Below are 20,155 nucleotides of genomic sequence, written 5' to 3'. Positions count from 1 at the left end.
GGTGTAAATTATGGTTAGCTCAGTATTAGAGGGAATATCATATTTAAATAATATTAATAACATAATATCTATATACGAACCATTAACTGATTCAAATCAAGTTATTTATGATTTCAGTGTTAAATTTATAAATGAAAGTTTCAGAAAGGAATTTGACTGTGAAAACTTAACCCATAACTGTGTTGATGAAATTAAAATATATTTAAGAGAGTATTTATTTAGTTATTTAAAAAGAATTGATAACAATATTTATACATTAGTCATTAGAGATACTGTTTATGAAGTTAGTTTCAGTAAATTTGCTGAAAAGTATATATTTTGTACATTCATAAAAAGTAAAGGCATATTATCAAATGAAAAGTTGTTTATAGAAGGAAGAGATTTTATAGATAATGCATTAGAGAGTATTCTTGTAGTAAGCAGAAGTGGGGAAATACTTTATGGAAATAAAAAGGCTATTGAAATGTACGGGTATTCTTTTGATGAACTTGTAAATTTAAATATCTTTACCCTTAGAAATGAGGATAGCAGGGAATTCACCCAAGATCAATTAAATAAAGCTTTAGATAGGGGAATAAAGTTTAAAAGTTATCATCACAAAAAAGATGGGACAAGATTTCCGGTTGAAGTAAGATCCGTTTGTAGTAATAAGAAATCAAGAGATGTGGCAGTCAGTATTATAAGAGATATTTCGGATATGGAAAGGTTATTTAAAGATTCAAAGATATTTTCAATATCTTTAGATATACTTGATGATCCATTTGTGATTTTTGACAAAGAAATGAACATATCTCGTTGGAGTAAAGGTGCTGAGACAAAGTTTGGATTTAAGGAAGCGGACATAATAGGAAATGATATGAGACGGCTAATTCCAAAAGATAAATTAAATGAATCACAAAAATTAATAGATATGATTACCAAAGGAAATGTAATTAAAGATTATGAAACTGTCAGAATAGACAAGGAGGGAAACCTGGTTAATGTCTTAATGTCAGCATCTCCGATTTATGATGATAATAATCTCTTTTTCGGAGTAGTAGCAATGTATAAAGATATTACAGACAGGAAACTAATAGAAAAGGATCTGCGAGAAAAGTGTGAACAATTAGAATTGTTAAAACAGAAAGCAGAAGAAGCCAATAAAGCGAAATCAATTTTTTTGGCTAATATAAGCCATGAAATAAGAACTCCAATGAATGGAATTACGGCGGCTATACAGTTATTAAAGTTAGAAGATATTAATGAAAAGCAAAAAAAATATATTAGAATATTAAATGATTCAGCAAATACTGTGCTTAGACTTATTAATAACTTATTAGATATGTCAAAAATAGAGTCAGGTACATTTAGAATTAATAGGGAACCGTTTAATTTAAAAGAGACTATAAATAATATTTATAATAGCCTTTTAGTCACTGGAAATTCTAAGGGATTAGAAGTAAGTTATTATTTAGACCATAACATAGATTTTGAAATTATCGGTGATGAGCTGAGGTTAAAAGAGATATTATCCAATCTAATTAGCAATGCAGTAAAGTTTACAGATGACGGATATATATCATTTAGAGTAAGTATGATTTCAGAAGATAGTGATAGTGAAAAAATCCAATTTACGATCAAAGACTCAGGGATTGGTATAGATGATGAGTTCAAAGATAAGATATTTAATAATTTTACTCAAGGAAATATATCATCAATGAAAAAGTATATGGGAACAGGATTGGGGTTATCAATTTCAAAACAGTTTGCTAATTTGATGAATGGAGAAATAAGTTTTGAAAGCTCTTTTGGTAAGGGCTCAACATTTATTTTTACATGTGAATTTAAAAAAACAAATGATAAAAAACAAGTTATGGAAAGAAAAAACATTGAAAGTGATAAGCTTAATCAACATAATGATCGAGAGGATAAAGTTATCTTATATGTTGAAGATAACTTAATAAGCCAAGAAGTAATGGAAAACATAATTAGGAGTAACGGGTATAAATATATTTCAGCATATAATGGAAATGAGGCTATAAATATATTAAAAAACAATAAAGTCGATTTAATATTAATGGATATACAGATGCCAGAACTAAATGGTTTTGAAACAACACAGGCTATAAGAGTTGAAGAATTAGAAGGGAAACATATACCAATAATTGCAATAACCGCATATGCTATGCGGGAAGATAAAGAAAAATGCATAAAGGCAAAAATGGATGATTACATATCTAAACCATTTGAAATTGAAAACTTGTTAAATATTATAGAATTCAACTTAAGAACATAGAGGCTTATAAGGCAGCACTAATAATTGGTGCTGCTTTTTTTATTCTTTATAAATTTATATTTAATCTGGGCCGTGAATAAATCAAGGAAAAAATTAATTAAGAAGGTTGAGATCTATAAAGAAAATATAATTGTTAGATATATGTATTTGAATAGTGATATGATTACATTCCTAAAGAAATAGTTTTCATTCAAAATGAGTCGAATTATGAGTAAAAATAGAGTACAAAATAAATTGAATGGGGAAAAATACAGTGATATGATTTATGTAACGAACGTTATATATATAATTTTGTAATTTATGAGAATAATAACAAAGTTATTAAAAAACTTTCAGTAAATTTGTAAATGGAGGTAAGTATTTTGGAAAATTCAACAAGAGATAAAATATTTTATACTTCTTTTAGACTTTTTCTGGAGAACGGATATGAGGCTACTAATATTAGAGATATTTGCAAGGAAGTTGGAGTTAAAGCATCAACAATATATTTTTACTATAAGTCAAAGCAGGATCTGTTTTTCTATATTTATGATTATATTTATAAAGATTATATTGATTACATGGAGAGTATTGAGACAATGGACAAGAATATCCCTCTTAAGGAAAAGCTGTATACTCTATTAAAAAAGAAGATAGAGTACTATGTATCAGATATATCCAAGAGAAAGTTTATTCTTAGATGCCACATGTTTCCACCAGAAGAGATAGCAAATGTAATACGAGAAAAATATAAATTCTATATAGCTGAAGAAAACAAAATCATTCTTGATATCATGGGTAATCCTCAATATAATGATAAATTTATAACTAAAAATATAAATAGTTATTTGATTAAATGTAAAAAGCTTGAGGATTATTTACTTTATGAAATGATAACATCAAATATAAGAATAAACGATAAAGTTGTTTCAAAGCTATGGGATATATTTTTTGAATTAATGTAACAAGAAGAACAATTCTAAAAGAGGTTTTAAGAAGTACATATGAATTTAATAAGCAAGTTTTATGGGAATTGAGAGGATTTTGAATTTAAAAGGGAGGGAATCTTATGGAAGTAATAGACCAAGTAAAAGAAAGGCTATCTATTTTTAAAAAATTATATGATGTTATAAGAATAGTGGATCCAATAAATAAAAAAGCGGCTCTTGTTAAGGACAATGAGCTACAAGGGCTAAATGGCACATGCTATTTGTTGTGGAAGAAACATACATTTTGTGAAAACTGTATTTCTATGCGAGCATATAACAACAATGATACATTTGTAAAAATAGAGTATGATAAAGAAAAAATTGTCTTAATCACAGCAACACCAGTAGAATTAAATGGCAGGACATATATTGTGGAAATATTAAAGGATATTACCAATATCGGAAGCGTATTTCATAAGATGACTGAGGATTCTGACTTTGTGGAAGAATTAATTATCTCAATGAATGAAAAGGTAATTAAAGATGAATTGACAGGATTATATAATAGAAGGTATATAAATGAGAGACTCCCTGTAGATATTAACTACATGAAAATTAGTAAAATGCCTTTATCGATAATTATGGCAGATATAGATTTCTTTAAAAAAGTAAATGATCAATATGGTCACATTATAGGGGATAAAATACTGATTGATTTTTCAGATCTAATATTGAAATCGGTCCGAGGTAAGTCAGACTGGGTAGGTAGATTTGGTGGAGAAGAATTTATTATAATATTAAATTATACTGAGGCTAAAAATGCGTATAAAGTTGCCGAGAAGATACGAAAAGTATTAGAAAATACATCTTTCAATTATGATAGTATTGAGATAAAAATAACAGCAAGTTTTGGCGTGTACGAAGCTTCTGATGAAGATGTGAATATTTATGATTTATTATCAAAAGTAGATAAGAATCTCTATAAAGCTAAAGCTAGTGGAAGAAATAGGACAATTGTAAATCAAGAAAGTATGTATGAATTTGATTCAACGAATATTAAAGAAAAAACAATCAAATTATCAGAGTTAAATCAAAATATAAGTGCTGTAAGAGAAATTTTGAATGAAGTTTGCTGCACACTTGATGGAAACGTAGATATAGATAATGGATTAACTATAAGCCAGCATTTAGATGATCTGATAGTAGAGTATATGAAAGAATTGAACAACCATAAAGAAGGTTATAATCATGAAAGATAATCAAATGAACTTATTTTTAAGGAGAGCAAAGAAATCTGTTATGGAGATAGAAAAAAGTGATTTGGATTATGAAGAAATATTAAAAAAATATAAACAAGCAATAGATGAAGCTAATATAGCAGTTTGGGAATGGAATATAAAGGAGGACAGTTTCTTTATTTCTGATGCATGGGAAGAAATTACTGGTTATAACTCAAAAGATTTTAGCAGTTTAATTGATTGTATTGAAAAAGTAGCTATAAGTAAAGATAGAGAGGATGCATTGACTGATTTAAATTTTTTTGTTGCAGATAAAGTGACCTTATATGTGAGCGAGTTTAGAATTATTACTAAAGATAATAAATTGAAGTGGGTATTGTTTAAAGGAAATGGCATAAAAGAGAAAGATGAAGGTGTAACTCGTATATTTGGATTGGTAAATGATATAACTGAAGAAAAGGAAAGAGAAAAAGGAATTGCAGATAATTTGTATCATGATTCTCTTACAAACCTTCCAAATAGGGATATGTTTCTAATGGATATAAAAAATATCTTAGATAAAAATATTCAACTGAGTCAGGAAGGAGCCATAATTTTCATAGACCTAGATAATTTTAAATCGATTAATGATACCTTAGGACACGACTATGGTGATCTTATGTTAAAAGTATTCTCACAATTATTACATGTGTGTATAAAGGACTATGGGAAGTTGTACAGAGTCGGCGGTGATGAGTTTATTGTAATTATAGAAAAAGTTAATTCTATAGAAAAAGTAAAAGATATGTGTAATACAATTTTAAAATATTGCAAGAATCCATTCGAACTTAATGAAAACCATCTGTATATTACAACAAGCATGGGAATATCAATTTTCCCAAGAGACAGCAATAATATGAATGATCTACTAAAATTTGCAGATCTAGCAATGTATAAGTCTAAAGCAGATGGAAAAAACACATACACCTTTTTCGAACAAGCTCTAAGTAGGTTATATACAAGAAGAATAATAATTGAAAATGAATTAAAAGAAGCAATTAAGAAAAATGAATTTTCCATTGTGTATCAACCGCAAATTGATGCATTAGATAATAAGGTAGTTGCATTTGAAGCGTTATTGAGATGGAATAGTAAAAAGCTCGGTTTTGTATCTCCAGCTGAATTTATACCAATAGCTGAAAGGATTGGAATAATTGTAGATATAGGAGATTGGGTATTTGAGAAAGCATGCCGTAAAATTAGAGAGCTTAAGGAGAGGAAATATGAATTTAATAATATTTGTATAAATGTTTCACCTGTTCAAATAAAAGAAAGAGATTTTAAAGACAAAATAATAAAAACTTGTGAAGAAAACAAAATTCCTCTAAGTTTAATTGAAATAGAAATAACCGAAAGTACTTTAATTGAATTAGATGATGAGAAAATTGCTGATTTACATGAACTAATAAAAAAAGGTATAAATATTTCAATTGATGACTTTGGAACTGGATATTCATCTCTAAGTTATTTAACAATCCTACCTATAAATACTTTGAAAATAGATAAATCTTTTATCGATAATATTGGGAATGATAAGAACAGAGCAGTAATAGAGTGTATTTTGAGCTTATCGAAAAGTTTAAAGTATAAGGTTATAGCAGAAGGGGTTGAAGTTAAAGAGCAACTTAATGAATTAATGAATTTAGGATGTAATATAATTCAGGGATATTATTTCAGTAAACCAGTTTGTGAAGAGGAACTTGAGAAAATGCTAAAAAATGATTAAATGAACTATTAGGCCTGCTTATGCTATACTAACGACAATTATATTTTATGCTATCTTATTCGTTTGTTATTTAATTTACGGAATTTAAGGAGGGGTGATAGATGAGTAGTGAAACCAATGAAAATATTAATAAAAAAAAGTATAATTATTTGCAAATATATGAAGCTGCTATACGTAATGCTAATGACATAATAATTTTGTTTTCAAGTCAAGGTAATATATTGGAAGTTAATAGAAAGGCAGTGGATACTTATGGCTATACTGAAGCAGAACTACTTTCTAAGAATATATTTGAATTAAGAAATAGAGAAAGAATCGAACTTGCAATCATGCAGTTTGAAAAAGCTAAATCGGGTGATGTTGAGTTTGAAACTATTCACTTTAAAAGTGATGGTACTAGTTTTCCAGTAGAAGTCAAATCAATAGGAATAGAAATTAGTAATGATAGATTTGTTTTAAGTATAATAAGAGATATATCAAACCGAATGAAAAGTGAAGCAGAAATTAGGGGATTAGCTTCTTTAGTTGAAAATACTGAGGATGCAATTATAGGAAAAACTTTAGATGGAATTATAACAAGTTGGAATATAGGTGCTGAAAATATTTATGGATACAAAAAAGAAGAGGTGATTGGAAAGCACATATCTATCATAATTCCTGATGAGAAAATTAATGATTTTTATGAAATAATTAAAAAGATAAAAAATGGAGAAAGAGTTAGGGGATTCGAATCTAAGAGAAGAAAGAAAAATGGTCAGTTAATTGATGTTTCAATAACAGTTTCACCTATTTACGACTTTGAAGGAAATTTAATTGGAGCATCTAATATCACTAGAGATATAACAGAAAATAAAAAGGTGGAAAAAGAGTTAAGAGATAAATATGAAGAGATATCAGCTCTATATGAAGAACTTATAGCAATAGAAGAAGAGCTAAGAAGTAATTATCAGGAATTAGAAAAAGCAAAGGAAGAAGCGGATAAAGCAAACAAAGCTAAAAGTGAATTTCTTGCAAATATTAGCCATGAAATAAGAACTCCTATGAATGGAATAATAGGAATTATAGACTTATTGAAGGTAACTGAACTTAATAATAATCAAAAAGAATATTTAGACATGCTCAGTAATTCATCAAGATTGTTACTAGGAATATTAAATACCATTTTAGATATTTCTAAAATAGAGTCAGGGAAATTTGAACTTATATTAAAGCCGTTTAATATGAAAAAAACTCTAGATAGGATTACTAAAGAGTTATCTATAGCATGCAGTAAAAAAAACTTAGAAGTATTTTACTATATTGATCCATATATAAACTTTGATTTAATAGGAGATGAAATTAGATTAAATCAAGTACTTATAAATATTATTAATAATGCTATTAAATTCACTGAAATGGGTCAAATAATGTTTAAGGTAAGGAAATTAAATACTACAAATAATAAGCTAACATTAGAATTTTCAGTGAAGGATACAGGTATTGGGATTAAAGAAGAATTTAAAAATGATATCTTTAAAAAATTTATCCAACAAGATATGACTTACACTAAAAAATATGATGGAACGGGGCTAGGACTTGCTATTTCAAAAGATATTGCAAAGCTAATGAATGGGGACATATGGTTTGAAAGTATTGAAAATAAAGGAAGCACCTTTTATTTTACAGCAGAATTTTTAGTGAATTATGCAGAAAATATAAATAATGATAATTTAAATGCAGGAGATGATGAGATAGTCTCAAGCAAAAATAAAAGGATATTATTAGTTGAGGATAACGAAATAAATATTAAGATAACTTGTGAAATGCTAAATAGATTGGGATATGAATATGAGTATGTATATGATGGGAAGCAGGCGTTAGAAAAGCTAAAAGAAAATACATTTGATTTAATACTCATGGATATTCAAATGCCAGAATTAAATGGATATGATACCACTAGAATAATTAGAGAAAAAGAAATAAAGACAAAGGAACATGTTAATATAATAGCTATGACAGCTTATTCTATGAATGGAGATAGAGAAAGATGTATCGAGGTTGGAATGGATGACTATATTTCTAAACCATTTGATATGAATAAATTAAAGAATGTTATCTTAAGATTTATATAATATTTATGAAAGAGAAATAATGACATTCGATTTATAATTTAATCAGCGATTAATGAAAACATTGATTTCGATGAGTAAATCGTGATATATTTTTAAATATGTTATAGTCAATTATAAATAGGAGTTTGAAGGAGTATTTTAATGAGTAATTCTATTTTAATTGCAGTAGGTGCTGCTATTGCATGTGCTTTGGTTGCTATAAGCAAAAGAGATAGGAAAAAATGAATTTTAAATCTAATGGTAAGTTTTATATATAGTAGTTCGTAGAATGCTGTTTAGGCAACGTATTTAAGTTAAGAAAATAGTGAGTCTACTTATAAAGTATACTCGCTATTTTTAAATTCTTTAGACTGTTTATGAGCTAATAACTGGACCTGTATATGGCTTATAAGACTCTGGAATCGTAATTACTCCATTATCTAGTTTGTAAGGTGTATTTGCTATAGGGGGTTCATTGTTAATTAAATTCATTCCAATATTATAAAAGGCTTCAGCTACCATTTTCGTATCTTGAATAAGGGTGCCAGTCATTAATCCTTTGTCTATTAAATTTTTGGCTTCTTCCAGACCATCAATTCCAACAACGGCTATATTCTTATTTTTGTTCCCTTTGTTATATCCATATTTTTGTAGTGCTTCAATAGCGCCTAAAGCCATTGCATCATTATTAGCAATTATTGCTTCAATTCTACCATCATATTTGAGAAATAGATTATCAACTGAAGTTTTAGCTAATTCTCTAAACCAATTGGCATTTACTAGAGCAAGCTGTTCTGTTTGTATCCCGGCTCCATTAATTGTTGAAATAACATCATTTGTTCTTTCAATAGCATATGGGTTATTAGCTTCACCTTTTAGCAAAATGTATTGCAAAATATTATCATTATTCTTGTCTAAAAATTTCTTATCAGTATTCCATTTATCTACAAGAATTTTACCTTGCAAAACACCTTCGTGGCTTGAAGTTGAATACAGAAAAACAGCTTTACTGTAAAGTTTGGAAACTTTTGATACAACTTCGGGAATAACTTCCATAAAAATAATTGGAACATTTTTTAGATTAAGCATGATGTTTTTTATGGTTTCTTCTTTTGTATCAGCTAGTTTCAATATAAATAAATCAATACTACTCTTGCGAAGAGAATCTATTGTTTCGTTTTGTACAGCCATATTATTTTTTCCATCATAAAAAGTAAAGTGGACTTTATCTTTATTTTGATTTTCAATATTCTCCAAACTCTTTTTAATTTCTAACATATAGGGATCATCAAAACTATATAGTAATACTGCAACATTAGCTACTTTACTATTGCTAACATTTAAACTTGAACTAGCAAATGTATTAACTTGAGATATATTTATTAGTATGAATATAATTAACACAATTTGAATGAATACTATTATTTTTTGAAATGTCTTCATCAAATAATCCTCCAACTCATGTAACTGTTTTAAATCATAATACTCATCATTAGGTTTGGTATAAATATAAAATTTATTCTAAGATTATAAAATAAAAAGTGCAATAAAAATAAAGTAAATATCTTTTTAGATAAGTTTATTAACGAGTTACAAGCTAGTGTGTACTAGTAAAATTTTATGAAAAATAAGCCCCTAAAGATAAGGGACTTATAAAAATATTATTTTAGAACAAGTATATGCATAAATGATAAAGATGTATAAATTTACAATTAAGGAACTTATTATTATTTAACATATTCAGAATAAGGCAGCTCAATTGCGACTCCAGTTTCATCAAATTTATAATTAGTACCGCTGAGAGGAGGAGCACCAGAAACTAAATTCATTCCTATAGAATAAATTGCATTTGCATGTTCGCGTGGATCTTGCTTAACAGTACCTGTCATAAATCCTTTTGCAATTAGTTCTTGTGCCTCTGGTAAGGCATCAACTCCAACAACTGGAATATACTTAGAGGAATCTCCTTTATTGTATCCATATTTTTGAAGTCCCTTAACAGCACCTATTGCCATGGAATCACTATTAGCTATTATGGCTTCAATTTTATTACTGTAATTTAAAAACAGCGACGCTACAGAAGTTCTTGCGCATTCCTCTAGAAAATCACAGGTGACTGATGAAATTTCCTGAGTTTTTATTCCAGATTCATTTATTGCCTGAATTGAATATTTGTTTCTTAGAGCTGTTATATTGCTATCAGATGGACCTTTTATGAGAATATATTGCATTATATTATCTTTATTTTTATCTAGAGCATCTTTATTTGCATTCCAAGCATTGGCTAGAATTTTACCTTCAAGAATACCAGATTGAGCAAGATCTGTATTAAGGATTATAGATCTATTGCGGTAAGGTCTAAGTAAGTTTACTATCGGTGGAGTTTTTTCGTATAAGATAATTAATGGAATATTCTTTTGTTGTATTTTATTAAAAGTACCTTCAATATCGTTTAGGCTTTTACTAACAGGACGTATTACAAAAAGGTTAAAATCCTCATTAAGTGCATTTTCAATGCTCTCATTTTGAATACTTTGATTTTCTTTTGCATCAAAAAAGGTAAATTCAACTTTACCTGCATTTTCAATTTGAATATCTTCTAAATTTTTCTTTACTTCATAAAGAAATAAATCTTCGAAATTATTTATAAATACAGCTACTTTGAGTTGAGGTTGAGCGGTAGTGTTTTGTAAAGCATATGTATTATATGGAATTATATTTGATAATAATAGAATAACTATAATAATCAATTTCGATTTTTTTAATAAATTCATTTTAATCCTCCATATGTTTTAATTTAACTATATACTCATAGGCTTTCTTTATTTATAAAATTTATTCGAACCTGTGCATATGGAATAAAATTTATAATCATGCTTGTAGTTAAACTTTAGAAAGATTAAAGTGACTTAATAAAAATAATAAGCATTAACTTGAAACTTTAAATTTTCAGTGCGAAAACTATATAAGACTATAATTGTAGATATGAATAATAAGAATAAGATTTTTGAAATAATTTTTAAGAATTTTAGATAGTCATTAAGGAAAAGCCTAATTCATATGAATTTCAGAAAAAAGGAATTGATAGAAGGATGAGATCAAAAAGACTTGTTAGAGATGAGTTATAAAAATTAAAAAATAATTGTGTGCAATAACACTAAACTTAAGCTTCAAATCAAAATCTCAAGTTTAGTGTTATTATATTTTTTGCATTTTGAATTAAACTTATATTTTTATAGAGCTTATTATAGATAAATTAATTATAGGTTAGATTTATATTAGTTCATCCACTATAAATATTTTTCAATCAACTCTTTTAAAATCTCACCATGTCTACACTCATCTTCGCCAGCAGTATGTACAGCTTGAGCTGCTTCTTTAAGACCTAATTTATCAAGAATATTAGATAATTCTTTTATTTTTTCTCCTGCAGAGATTTCCCCAATAGACATTGAACTCAAAGCATCACGTAAATTTTCATTTGTATGGCCATTTAGTGATGCATATAATCCGCCATGACGAGCCTCATCAGCAGAAATCTTTTTTAGTTCATCTGCTAATTCAGGTAGACCTTTTTCCTGAGCGACTATTGCAAAAGCTTGATAAGTTGCAGCACCTATTGCTTCTGCTTTCCACATTTCATTAATTTTTTCTTCTAAATCTGTACCTTTAGTTAGACCAATTAAACTCATAACGAACCTCCATATTAAAATTGATTAAAATAATATATAACATAATTAAATTGAACAAAACCAGATTAACATTTTAATAAATTAATGTCAATAGAATTTTATTTCTATTAAATATATATTCCCATAATATTTTAAGTTAATTTAAAATCAATAAGTGAATTAATTACAACAGCCGTTCATGATTTTAAAAAATCATTATCAGTAATTAGAGGATTAGTTCAATTAGGAATGATAGCTTCTGATAAAGTTAGAATTGATAACTATTTAAGCAGGATAATAACACAATCTGATGAGATGAATGATATGATTATTGAACTTTGAGTATATTTAAGATAATAATTTGGAACTAAAAAATAAAAAGAAATAGAGATAGCATTTAAACTAGGTAGATAATAATAAAGCTATCTCTTTTTTGTTCTATGAAATTGCATTTTAATTATGTACAGTATTTAAAGAAAATATACTCTTAATTATAAACGATAATTGAGAAATGTAATTTTATTTAAGAAAAAGTTAACGCGCCTTGACCCAATATTACAATTCTATCACTATTTCGAATGGGTTTAAGTGGAAACTTTTGAGAGCGTGGATCTAAGGAAATAGCTTGTTGTATTTTCTGTTCAGAATCAAATACAACCATAAATCCTCTATATTCAGATAAATTCTGTACACTGTAAGAAACATTTTCCATAAGGCCTAAATCTCGTATGTTATAAAATCCTTCTTTAAAAGTTCGTGGTTGATTTATATCAGCTACTGTAGCAGTAGTAATGCTAAATGATAGAAATAAAAAAATAGAAAATATTGAAATAAATTTCTTCAATTTAAGAACCCCTTTCATTAATCTTATCTCAGATTTATTATGTGAAGGTAGAGAAAATATATTCTCTTTAAAAGATTGTATAAGTGGCATTATAAGTTTGTCTAAAGCAAATGAGTGGTAATGGATATTAATAAACAATAATTTAATGTACTTTAGTATTATCTAAGTGCAAATATTACTAAATGATTTTTGGTAGTATTTACGCTTATTTTTTATTCCGTGATTTTATAGAGTTATTTAAGAATAGCGCAGTATTTAGCTAAGCCTTATGAAAATATAATTGAGGTTTAAACTAAATTGGTATACACTAGTGGTAATTGAAAGTTTGATAAGTTGCTCAATTAGGACTAGAACGTATAAACTTAATTAGAGGATAGATTATTTATTGAAATATATAAATTTATTCGCATAGAGGAGAATAGAAATGGAATTTAGAAAAGCATTTGAAACAGATATAAATGATATAATGAACATTATTAAGCAGGCACAATCTTACTTTAAAGAACAAGGAATTAATCAATGGCAGAACAATTATCCTAACTCTGAAACAATAAGAAATGATATTGCTAATAAACATAGCTATATTTTATTAAAAGACAATAATATTGTTGCTACGGCAGCGGTTTCTTTTGACGGAGAAAAAACATATGATTCTATTTATGAAGGCGAATGGATTACTAATAGCCAATATGCAGTTATTCATAGGATAGCTGTAGATAACACTTATAAAGGATTAGGCTTATCATCTAAAATTATTAAAAATGTGGAAGAACTTTGTTTAAGTAAAGGGGTACATAGCATAAAAATAGATACACATGAAGAAAATATATCTATGCAAAAGTTGCTTAAGAAAAACAAATTCCAGTATTGTGGGATAATCTATTTAGAAGACGGAAATAAAAGAATAGCATTTGAGAGGATACTATAATCTTATAAATAGTCCTATTCTTTCTGTAAATAATGGAGACAAGCGCCACGGGAGGTGAGTAGTATCATATAACAATGCTAATTTATAATTAGTAGAATTATAGCTTAGTTACTTTTTTATGATGATGAGGACTACAAATTAGGAAATGAGTGAAAAAGTCAAATAAGTCGAAAGTATTATTTTCGGCCTATTTGACTTTATAAAGCTGTATATTTGTGTAAAAATCACTTATACAGATATTAATTCATGTATGTTGTGGTAGTGAATTAATATGGGAAATAATACTATGATAATAAAATGCATAAATCTTTTATTCACTTTTGAAGTTTAATAGTAATGCTGAATTTATAATAACTGCAACTGAGCCTAAGTTATGAACTAGTGCTCCAAGTATCGGATTTAAGATACCTGTCATTGCAAGTATTATAGCTGTAAAGTTTAGTAGCATAGAAAGAGATAAATTCCATTTGATTGTATTCATGGTCTTTTGTGATAGACTGAGTAAATGTGGAAGAGCTTTTATATCATCACTAACAAGAGCAATATCTGCTGCATCAACAGCAATATCACTTCCAACACCGCCCATTGCGATACCTACATATGCTTTTTTTAGTGCAGGAGCATCATTAATTCCATCGCCTATCATACATATCATTTCATTGTTATTTTGATATTCTTCAATTACAGATAATTTATCTTCTGGCAAACATTCAGAGTGAACATTAATAATACCTACGTTTTTAGCAATATGAGAAGCAGCTTTAGGATTATCTCCTGTTAATAAGATACTTTCTACATTGATTGAGCTTAGCTTTTTAATCATTGACTTAGAATCTTTTCGTAAAGTATCAGATAAAACTATAAAACCAGAAGTTTGTGAGTTAACAGCTACATAGATAACGGTACAACCTTCTTTTATATAACTTAATGCCTTGTCCGATATTTTATTTGGTATTTCTATAGAACTTTCAGCTAGTAGTTCAGCATTTCCAGCAAAGATTGTATCATCATTGATAATTGATTTAACACCACGGCCAGCTATAAGTTCGAATCGTTGAGGATCTTCAGGGATAGATTTTGACGTGGTTTTAAAGTGTGAAACTATTGATTTACCCAGAGGATGCTCGGAACGAAGTTCAGCAGAAGCTGTTACTTCAAGTAGTTTTTCTGAATTAATATTTTCATTAAAACTTTCAATTGCTACAACATCAGGCTTTCCATATGTCAAAGTACCAGTTTTATCGAATGCAATTCTTTTTACACTTGCTAATCTTTCAAGTGCGTCACCTTCACGAACAAGAATACCATGCTTTGTAGCATTTCCTATGCCAGCCATTATGGCCGTAGGAGTTGCAAGAACTAAAGCACAAGGGCAGAATACAACAAGTATTGTAACAGCACGAATAATTTCTCCTGTAACAAACCAAGTGCCAGCTGCTGATACAAGGGCAATTACAACTATCCAAGTAGCCCATTTATCTGCCATTCCAACAATTTTAGCTTTGCTTGCATCAGCAGACTCAACAAGTTTGATCATTCTTTTTAGGGAACTATCTTCGTCAACCTTTGTGGACTTCATATCAAATGCACCAAATTGGTTAACTGTTCCACTGAAGACTTCGTCACCTACACCTTTATCAACTGGCATAGATTCACCTGTCATTACGGCTTGATTGATAGACGTTTGTCCAGAAATAATGAGACCATCAACAGCAATAGTTTCGCCAGGAAGCACACGGAGAATATCTAAAACCTTAACTTCTTCAGCAGGGATTATACTTTCAATTCCATCACGTACAATTCTAGCTGTCCTTGGAGTAAGATTTACTAACTTTTCAATACCTGCACGGGCTTTAGCAACAGTATGTTCCTCTAATAACGCGCCCAATGTCATAATAAAAGCAACTTCACCTGCAGCAAAAGTTTCTCCAATTAAAATAGATGCAACAAGTGCAATGGCAACTAAGACGTCTGCCTTAATATCAAATTCAGTTATAAGTCCTTCAATGGCGCCTTTTACAATAGGGAAGCCACATAAAATAATAGCCACCCAAGCTATATCAATTTTGAAATTTACAATATGTAAGAAACTAATAAGCAATGCAAAAGCAGATAAAAATAAAAATAGAAAAGTACGTTTTTCTTCATTTTCAAAGAATTCTTTTATTTTACTCATGTTATCACCTATCCCATCCTTGAAAAATGCTCTACTGCTTTAGCAAATTCAGCAATTGTTTTATCAGCATCGCCATGTTCAATGCCATCACGGACACAGTGTTGTAAATGTCCTTCTAAAACTACCTGACCAACTTTATGTAATGCACTTTTTGCAGCATTAATTTGTATTAAAATATCTTCACAAGGAACATCTTTATTTATCATTTCTGAAATAGCTCTAAGTTGACCCTCAATTTTTTTTATTCTAGTTTGAATTTTTGGAACATCCATACATTGACGCATATTAGCATCCTCCTTAATTAATTTTCTTGATATTATACCCTAGGGGGTATAGGTATATATTAATAATGATAATCATTTTTGTCAATTACTATTTGTAATAAATTTAGTAAGAATTGGAATACCTTGGCTGCATATGTTCCAAAAATATTAATTACTTTTATAAAATGAGCAATCCAATTACATTATGGATTTATTGACAGTCAATGGAACTAGATTGCAGGAACGCAAAGATATTGATTTAGAGAGAGAAGCTTATGAGCAGGAATATTTCTGGAATAGAATTATGGCTGAACATGCAAAATTCCTTCGAGGACTTCTTGATCCAACAGAAGATGAATTAATAAATATGTCAAATAACTTTGGACGTGAGTTTGATAAGTTAACAATGGAAGCAAGGGAAGCTATGAACCAATCAGTTCCACTTTCTAAAGTTACAGATGATAGTTATAAAGCGACTTTAGCAATAGGTAAATTTAAAGAACAAGGTACAGTAGGGTTATTAGAGTGTAAAATTAAATTCATAATAGTACCACTATTAGGTGACCATATTTTGCGTGAAGCAAATCATTATTTGCGATTACTAAAAATATTTAAAAGGGTTGGGGAGTTAGAATAACAAATTATTTGTGGTAAGACTTTTAGCATAATACTTATTGTTATGTTAGAAGCCTTTTATTATGTTAGAGTGAAACATGTTGACATGTTGCTACCTGTTGATATAAATTATGAAAAAGGCCGATTCAGAAGGTTTTATGCCTCTTTTTTCGCAATTCTGAGGTTTTGATATTATTTGTAGGAACTAATAGAAATTCGTGTATAGTATCTAAAAAAATGGAATACTAAGCATGAGGTGATTTACATGGAAAGTGTATGGAGCTATGAAGTGAATTTTAGAAAAAGAGAAACTTTAAATCAAGACATTCAATGTGACATTCTTGTAATAGGTGCTGGAATGGCAGGACTGCTCACAGCATATATGCTAAGTAAAAGTGGAAGAGATGTTGTTGTAATTGATGCTAGAAGTATAGCAGGAGGAGTTACTAAAAATACAACTGCTAAAATAACATCTCAGCATGAATTAATTTATGATAAATTAATTAAAGAATTTGGAGAAGATGGAGCTAGTCAATATGCAAGAGCCAATGAACTTGCTATAAGGAGATACAAGGAAATAATTGATGCAGAAAAAATTGCTTGTGATTTTGAGCATAAAGATGCATACTTGTATACTTCCGACAACATTAAAGATATTGAGAACGAATATAATGCAGCGAAAAGATTAGGAATTGATGCGGAGCTTGTAGATGAAGTAAATATTCCTATAAAAGCTAAAAAAGCATTGAAATTTAAGAATCAAGCGCAGTTTCATCCACTAAAATTCCTAAGACCAATTTCAGAACAATTAACTATTTATGAAAATACAGTAGCTCTTGATATTACTGAAGATAATACTGTAGTTACAAAGAATGATATGAAAATTAAAGCGAATAAAATAGTTGTAGCATCGCATTATCCATTCTTAAATACTCCAGGTTACTATTTTATGAGAATGCATCAAGAAAGAGAATATGCTATAGCTTTAGAAAATGCGCAAGATGTTAAGGGAATGTATAAAGGTATTGATCAAAATACATATTCATTTAGAAATTATAAGAATCTATTAATACTTGATGGTGCAGCCAGAAGAACTGGGGAAAATGAAGAAGGGGGAGCATACGAGGAATTAAGAAAGGTTGCTAAAGAATTTTATCCAAATGCAACAGAGAAATATCATTGGTCAACTCAAGATTGTATAACATTAGACAATATACCTTATATAGGTCACTACTCATCTAAAACTCCTGATATTTATGTTGAAACAGGATTTAAAAAATGGGGAATGACAACTTCAATGGTTGCAGCAATGATAATAAGTGATATGATTCTTGAAAAGGAAAATGACTTCTCTGAAATATTCTCGCCAAGAAGATTTGACATGTCAGCATCCATGAAAAATGCTGCAAAGGATCTTGTCATAACTGCAAAAAATTTTATAGCAGAGAGGATAAATATTCCAGAGGAAACCTTAAATAGTATTGGAAATGGTCATGGAGGTATTATAGAATATAAAGGTGAAAAGGCTGGTGTCTACAAGGATAATGAAGGCAAAGTATATACAGTATCAACAAAGTGCGCTCATTTAGGCTGCGAACTTAAATGGAATGCTGATGATTTGACTTGGGACTGTCCTTGCCATGGTTCAAGATACAATTATGAGGGAATCTGGATTGAAAGTCCTACTAATAAATGCCTTCATGAAGTGTAGTAATATGTTATAGATAATAGCATAAGTATATTATTTAACATACATAATCTATACGTTGAAGAAGCTGTCTTAAAATATTTGAGTTTTAGATAGCTTTTTTTGATTTGGGTAAAACCAATGAAGCTTTTGTGTGGTTTTTGTTTTTGGGAAAACTATTTTGATATGATACCTTGACATTATTACTAATTAGTAATAATATTATATCCATGAATAAGAATAAAGTTACTTATGGAGAATTAAATGATTTAAATTTAAAGGCTATTATAGCATTAAGCCGATGCATACAAAGTGTTAATAAAAGAGAACTTAAGATCATTAAAGAAGGAGGATTGACTTATTCACAATTTGGGGTGCTTGAAGTACTGTATCATAAGGGAGATTTAAGAGTCAGTGAAATATTAGAAAAAACTCTTTCAACTGGTGGCAATATGACTGTTGTTATAGATAACTTGGCTAAAGATGATTTGATCGATAGGCGTCCTGATCCTAAGGATAGACGTGCAAGTTTAATAAGCATATCTGAAAAAGGAAGAAAGCTTATGAGTGAACTCTTCCCTAAACATGTAGATAATTTAAGTGAAATTTTTAGCGCTTTAAGTGTTGAAGAAAAAAAGGATCTAATAAATATGTTAAAGAAATTATCAGGTGTATAAAGTGAAACTTACACCTTAGTTTTTAAACAAATAGTACTAATTAGTAATTAACTAATTAGTACTGAAGTGTTAACCATATTTTAAAATAGAGCAAAAAGCAAGAGTGAAAAAGTAGGAGTAGTAGAAAAACTCTTTGAGTTTATTAGTAATACTTTTTAAATATTTACTATTATCTATTACTTATTTATAAATTATATTTTGCGAATATGATCTAAAATTTGATAGAGTTAGATAAAATGGAGGAGGATAAAAAATGTTAAGAGTAATTGATAGCGGAAATATGGGCAGTAGTAATTTAGGATGGTTAAGAAGTAAATTTCATTTTTCATTTGCAGAATACTATAATCCACATAATATAAAGTTTGGAGTTTTAAGAGTTATAAATGATGATTTAGTTGAATCTAACACTGGATTCGATACTCATCCACATAGAAACATGGAAATAATATCATATGTAGTTAACGGTGAACTTACACATGGAGACAGCATGGGAAATAAAAATACAATAACTCGTGGTCATGTTCAATACATGAGTGCTGGCACAGGCGTATATCATAGCGAGCATAATTTAGGAAAAGATGAGTTGAGATTTTTACAGATATGGATATTCCCAGATAAGGAAGATTATAAGCCTAATTATGGAGATTATAGATTTGACTGGAGCGATAGACAAAATAAATGGCTTCATATGGTTTCAAGTAAAAATGGAAATGCGCCAATAAAAATAAATCAAGATATAAATGTTTATTCTTTGGAACTTGATAAGGGAAAAGAAATTAATTTTCAAGTTAATGAAGGGAGACAGGCCTATTTGGTTCAAATAGAAGGTGGCGCTATAATAAATGACATTGAATTAAATAATAGAGATGGAATGGAAATAGTTGAGGAAGATATTTTAATCAAAGCTAAAAAGACATCTCATATTTTGATTTTAGAAATGAAGAAAGAAAATTAAGAATTGTATAAGTTCAACTAATCTTCAGAGGGAGGTTGGTTGAATTTCTTAAACAAAATAAGA

The 20,155-nt window shown here is 28.8% G+C and carries 16 protein-coding genes and 1 pseudogene; 11 read left to right on the top strand and 6 right to left on the bottom strand.

The window, feature by feature from the left end; all coding sequences use genetic code 11:
- Positions 1 to 10 precede the first annotated feature (10 nt).
- The 5 genes from KEC93_RS15685 (at position 11) to KEC93_RS15665 (ending at position 8,297) form a co-directional block, all read left to right on the top strand.
- Positions 11 to 2,275 (top strand): PAS domain S-box protein, encoded by a 2,265-nt coding sequence (locus tag KEC93_RS15685; protein WP_012059268.1) that lies wholly within the window; start codon positions 11 to 13, stop codon positions 2,273 to 2,275.
- Positions 2,276 to 2,637: 362 nt separating this feature from the next.
- Positions 2,638 to 3,219 (top strand): TetR/AcrR family transcriptional regulator, encoded by a 582-nt coding sequence (locus KEC93_RS15680; RefSeq protein WP_012059267.1) that lies wholly within the window; start codon positions 2,638 to 2,640, stop codon positions 3,217 to 3,219.
- Between the two features lie 104 nt (positions 3,220 to 3,323).
- Positions 3,324 to 4,442 carry a GGDEF domain-containing protein gene (locus tag KEC93_RS15675; RefSeq protein WP_077867770.1) on the top strand — a complete coding sequence of 373 codons (1,119 nt, stop codon included), beginning with the start codon at positions 3,324 to 3,326 and terminating at the stop codon, positions 4,440 to 4,442.
- A complete protein-coding gene (locus KEC93_RS15670; protein ID WP_077867769.1) occupies positions 4,432 to 6,186 on the top strand; it encodes a sensor domain-containing protein in 1,755 nt (584 codons plus the stop codon). The genes KEC93_RS15675 and KEC93_RS15670 overlap by 11 nt, the downstream gene beginning before the upstream one ends.
- A 101-nt stretch (positions 6,187 to 6,287) precedes the next feature.
- On the top strand, positions 6,288 to 8,297 hold the full coding sequence (locus KEC93_RS15665) for a PAS domain S-box protein (RefSeq protein ID WP_012059264.1): 2,010 nt from the start codon (positions 6,288 to 6,290) through the stop codon (positions 8,295 to 8,297).
- A gap of 354 nt (positions 8,298 to 8,651) precedes the next feature.
- Here KEC93_RS15665 and KEC93_RS15660 read toward each other — a convergent pair whose 3' ends face one another.
- The 3 genes from KEC93_RS15660 to KEC93_RS15650 all read right to left on the bottom strand — a co-directional run bounded on the left by KEC93_RS15660 (position 8,652) and on the right by KEC93_RS15650 (position 11,968).
- A complete protein-coding gene (locus KEC93_RS15660; RefSeq protein ID WP_012059263.1) occupies positions 8,652 to 9,719 on the bottom strand; it encodes a galactose ABC transporter substrate-binding protein in 1,068 nt (355 codons plus the stop codon).
- A gap of 284 nt (positions 9,720 to 10,003) precedes the next feature.
- Entirely contained in the window at positions 10,004 to 11,050 is a 1,047-nt protein-coding gene (locus KEC93_RS15655) for a galactose ABC transporter substrate-binding protein (protein WP_012059260.1), read from the bottom strand.
- A 516-nt stretch (positions 11,051 to 11,566) separates the two neighbouring features.
- Positions 11,567 to 11,968: a ferritin-like domain-containing protein gene (locus tag KEC93_RS15650; protein ID WP_077867768.1), complete on the bottom strand. Its 402-nt coding sequence runs from the start codon at positions 11,966 to 11,968 to the stop codon at positions 11,567 to 11,569.
- A gap of 150 nt (positions 11,969 to 12,118) precedes the next feature.
- On the opposite strand from KEC93_RS15650, the gene KEC93_RS26845 reads away from it, so the two are divergent.
- Entirely contained in the window at positions 12,119 to 12,289 is a 171-nt protein-coding gene (locus KEC93_RS26845) for a histidine kinase dimerization/phospho-acceptor domain-containing protein (protein WP_337250456.1), read from the top strand.
- 181 nt (positions 12,290 to 12,470) lie between these two features.
- Here KEC93_RS26845 and KEC93_RS15645 read toward each other — a convergent pair whose 3' ends face one another.
- Positions 12,471 to 12,791 carry a hypothetical protein gene (locus KEC93_RS15645; RefSeq protein WP_023975505.1) on the bottom strand — a complete coding sequence of 107 codons (321 nt, stop codon included), beginning with the start codon at positions 12,789 to 12,791 and terminating at the stop codon, positions 12,471 to 12,473.
- A gap of 424 nt (positions 12,792 to 13,215) precedes the next feature.
- On the opposite strand from KEC93_RS15645, the gene KEC93_RS15640 reads away from it, so the two are divergent.
- Positions 13,216 to 13,719 carry a GNAT family N-acetyltransferase gene (locus KEC93_RS15640; protein ID WP_023975504.1) on the top strand — a complete coding sequence of 168 codons (504 nt, stop codon included), beginning with the start codon at positions 13,216 to 13,218 and terminating at the stop codon, positions 13,717 to 13,719.
- A 310-nt stretch (positions 13,720 to 14,029) separates the two neighbouring features.
- Here the strand turns inward: KEC93_RS15640 and KEC93_RS15635 are convergent, their stop codons facing one another.
- Positions 14,030 to 15,895 (bottom strand): heavy metal translocating P-type ATPase, encoded by a 1,866-nt coding sequence (locus KEC93_RS15635; protein ID WP_077867767.1) that lies wholly within the window; start codon positions 15,893 to 15,895, stop codon positions 14,030 to 14,032.
- 8 nt (positions 15,896 to 15,903) lie between these two features.
- On the bottom strand, positions 15,904 to 16,179 hold the full coding sequence (locus KEC93_RS15630) for a metal-sensing transcriptional repressor (RefSeq protein WP_012059254.1): 276 nt from the start codon (positions 16,177 to 16,179) through the stop codon (positions 15,904 to 15,906).
- Positions 16,180 to 16,390: 211 nt separating this feature from the next.
- On the opposite strand from KEC93_RS15630, the pseudogene KEC93_RS15625 reads away from it, so the two are divergent.
- From KEC93_RS15625 to KEC93_RS15610, 4 genes and pseudogenes are all read left to right on the top strand, one after another.
- Positions 16,391 to 16,795: pseudogene (locus tag KEC93_RS15625) on the top strand (DUF2935 domain-containing protein); the annotation flags it as partial.
- A gap of 243 nt (positions 16,796 to 17,038) precedes the next feature.
- A complete protein-coding gene (locus KEC93_RS15620) occupies positions 17,039 to 18,484 on the top strand; it encodes an FAD-dependent oxidoreductase (RefSeq protein ID WP_077867765.1) in 1,446 nt (481 codons plus the stop codon).
- A 206-nt stretch (positions 18,485 to 18,690) separates the two neighbouring features.
- Entirely contained in the window at positions 18,691 to 19,137 is a 447-nt protein-coding gene (locus KEC93_RS15615) for a MarR family winged helix-turn-helix transcriptional regulator (protein WP_023975501.1), read from the top strand.
- 253 nt (positions 19,138 to 19,390) lie between these two features.
- Positions 19,391 to 20,092 (top strand): pirin family protein, encoded by a 702-nt coding sequence (locus KEC93_RS15610; protein WP_023975500.1) that lies wholly within the window; start codon positions 19,391 to 19,393, stop codon positions 20,090 to 20,092.
- The last annotated feature ends 63 nt before the right edge of the window (positions 20,093 to 20,155 follow it).

This window comes from Clostridium beijerinckii (assembly GCF_018223745.1).
In the GTDB taxonomy this organism is placed as follows: Bacteria; Bacillota; Clostridia; order Clostridiales; family Clostridiaceae; genus Clostridium; species Clostridium beijerinckii.
Note: the sequence above shows the minus strand (reverse complement) of the source record. Positions and strands in the feature narration are given on the sequence as shown.

Coding starts and splice junctions, on each gene's coding strand:
- KEC93_RS15685 (WP_012059268.1), top strand. CDS start 11: ATGGTTAGCTCAGTATTAGAGGGAATATCATATTTAAATAATATTAAT.
- KEC93_RS15675 (WP_077867770.1), top strand. CDS start 3,324: ATGGAAGTAATAGACCAAGTAAAAGAAAGGCTATCTATTTTTAAAAAA.
- KEC93_RS15670 (WP_077867769.1), top strand. CDS start 4,432: ATGAAAGATAATCAAATGAACTTATTTTTAAGGAGAGCAAAGAAATCT.
- KEC93_RS15665 (WP_012059264.1), top strand. CDS start 6,288: ATGAGTAGTGAAACCAATGAAAATATTAATAAAAAAAAGTATAATTAT.
- KEC93_RS15660 (WP_012059263.1), bottom strand. CDS start 9,719: ATGAAGACATTTCAAAAAATAATAGTATTCATTCAAATTGTGTTAATT.
- KEC93_RS15655 (WP_012059260.1), bottom strand. CDS start 11,050: ATGAATTTATTAAAAAAATCGAAATTGATTATTATAGTTATTCTATTA.
- KEC93_RS15650 (WP_077867768.1), bottom strand. CDS start 11,968: ATGAGTTTAATTGGTCTAACTAAAGGTACAGATTTAGAAGAAAAAATT.
- KEC93_RS15640 (WP_023975504.1), top strand. CDS start 13,216: ATGGAATTTAGAAAAGCATTTGAAACAGATATAAATGATATAATGAAC.
- KEC93_RS15635 (WP_077867767.1), bottom strand. CDS start 15,895: ATGAGTAAAATAAAAGAATTCTTTGAAAATGAAGAAAAACGTACTTTT.
- KEC93_RS15630 (WP_012059254.1), bottom strand. CDS start 16,179: ATGCGTCAATGTATGGATGTTCCAAAAATTCAAACTAGAATAAAAAAA.
- KEC93_RS15620 (WP_077867765.1), top strand. CDS start 17,039: ATGGAAAGTGTATGGAGCTATGAAGTGAATTTTAGAAAAAGAGAAACT.
- KEC93_RS15615 (WP_023975501.1), top strand. CDS start 18,691: ATGAATAAGAATAAAGTTACTTATGGAGAATTAAATGATTTAAATTTA.
- KEC93_RS15610 (WP_023975500.1), top strand. CDS start 19,391: ATGTTAAGAGTAATTGATAGCGGAAATATGGGCAGTAGTAATTTAGGA.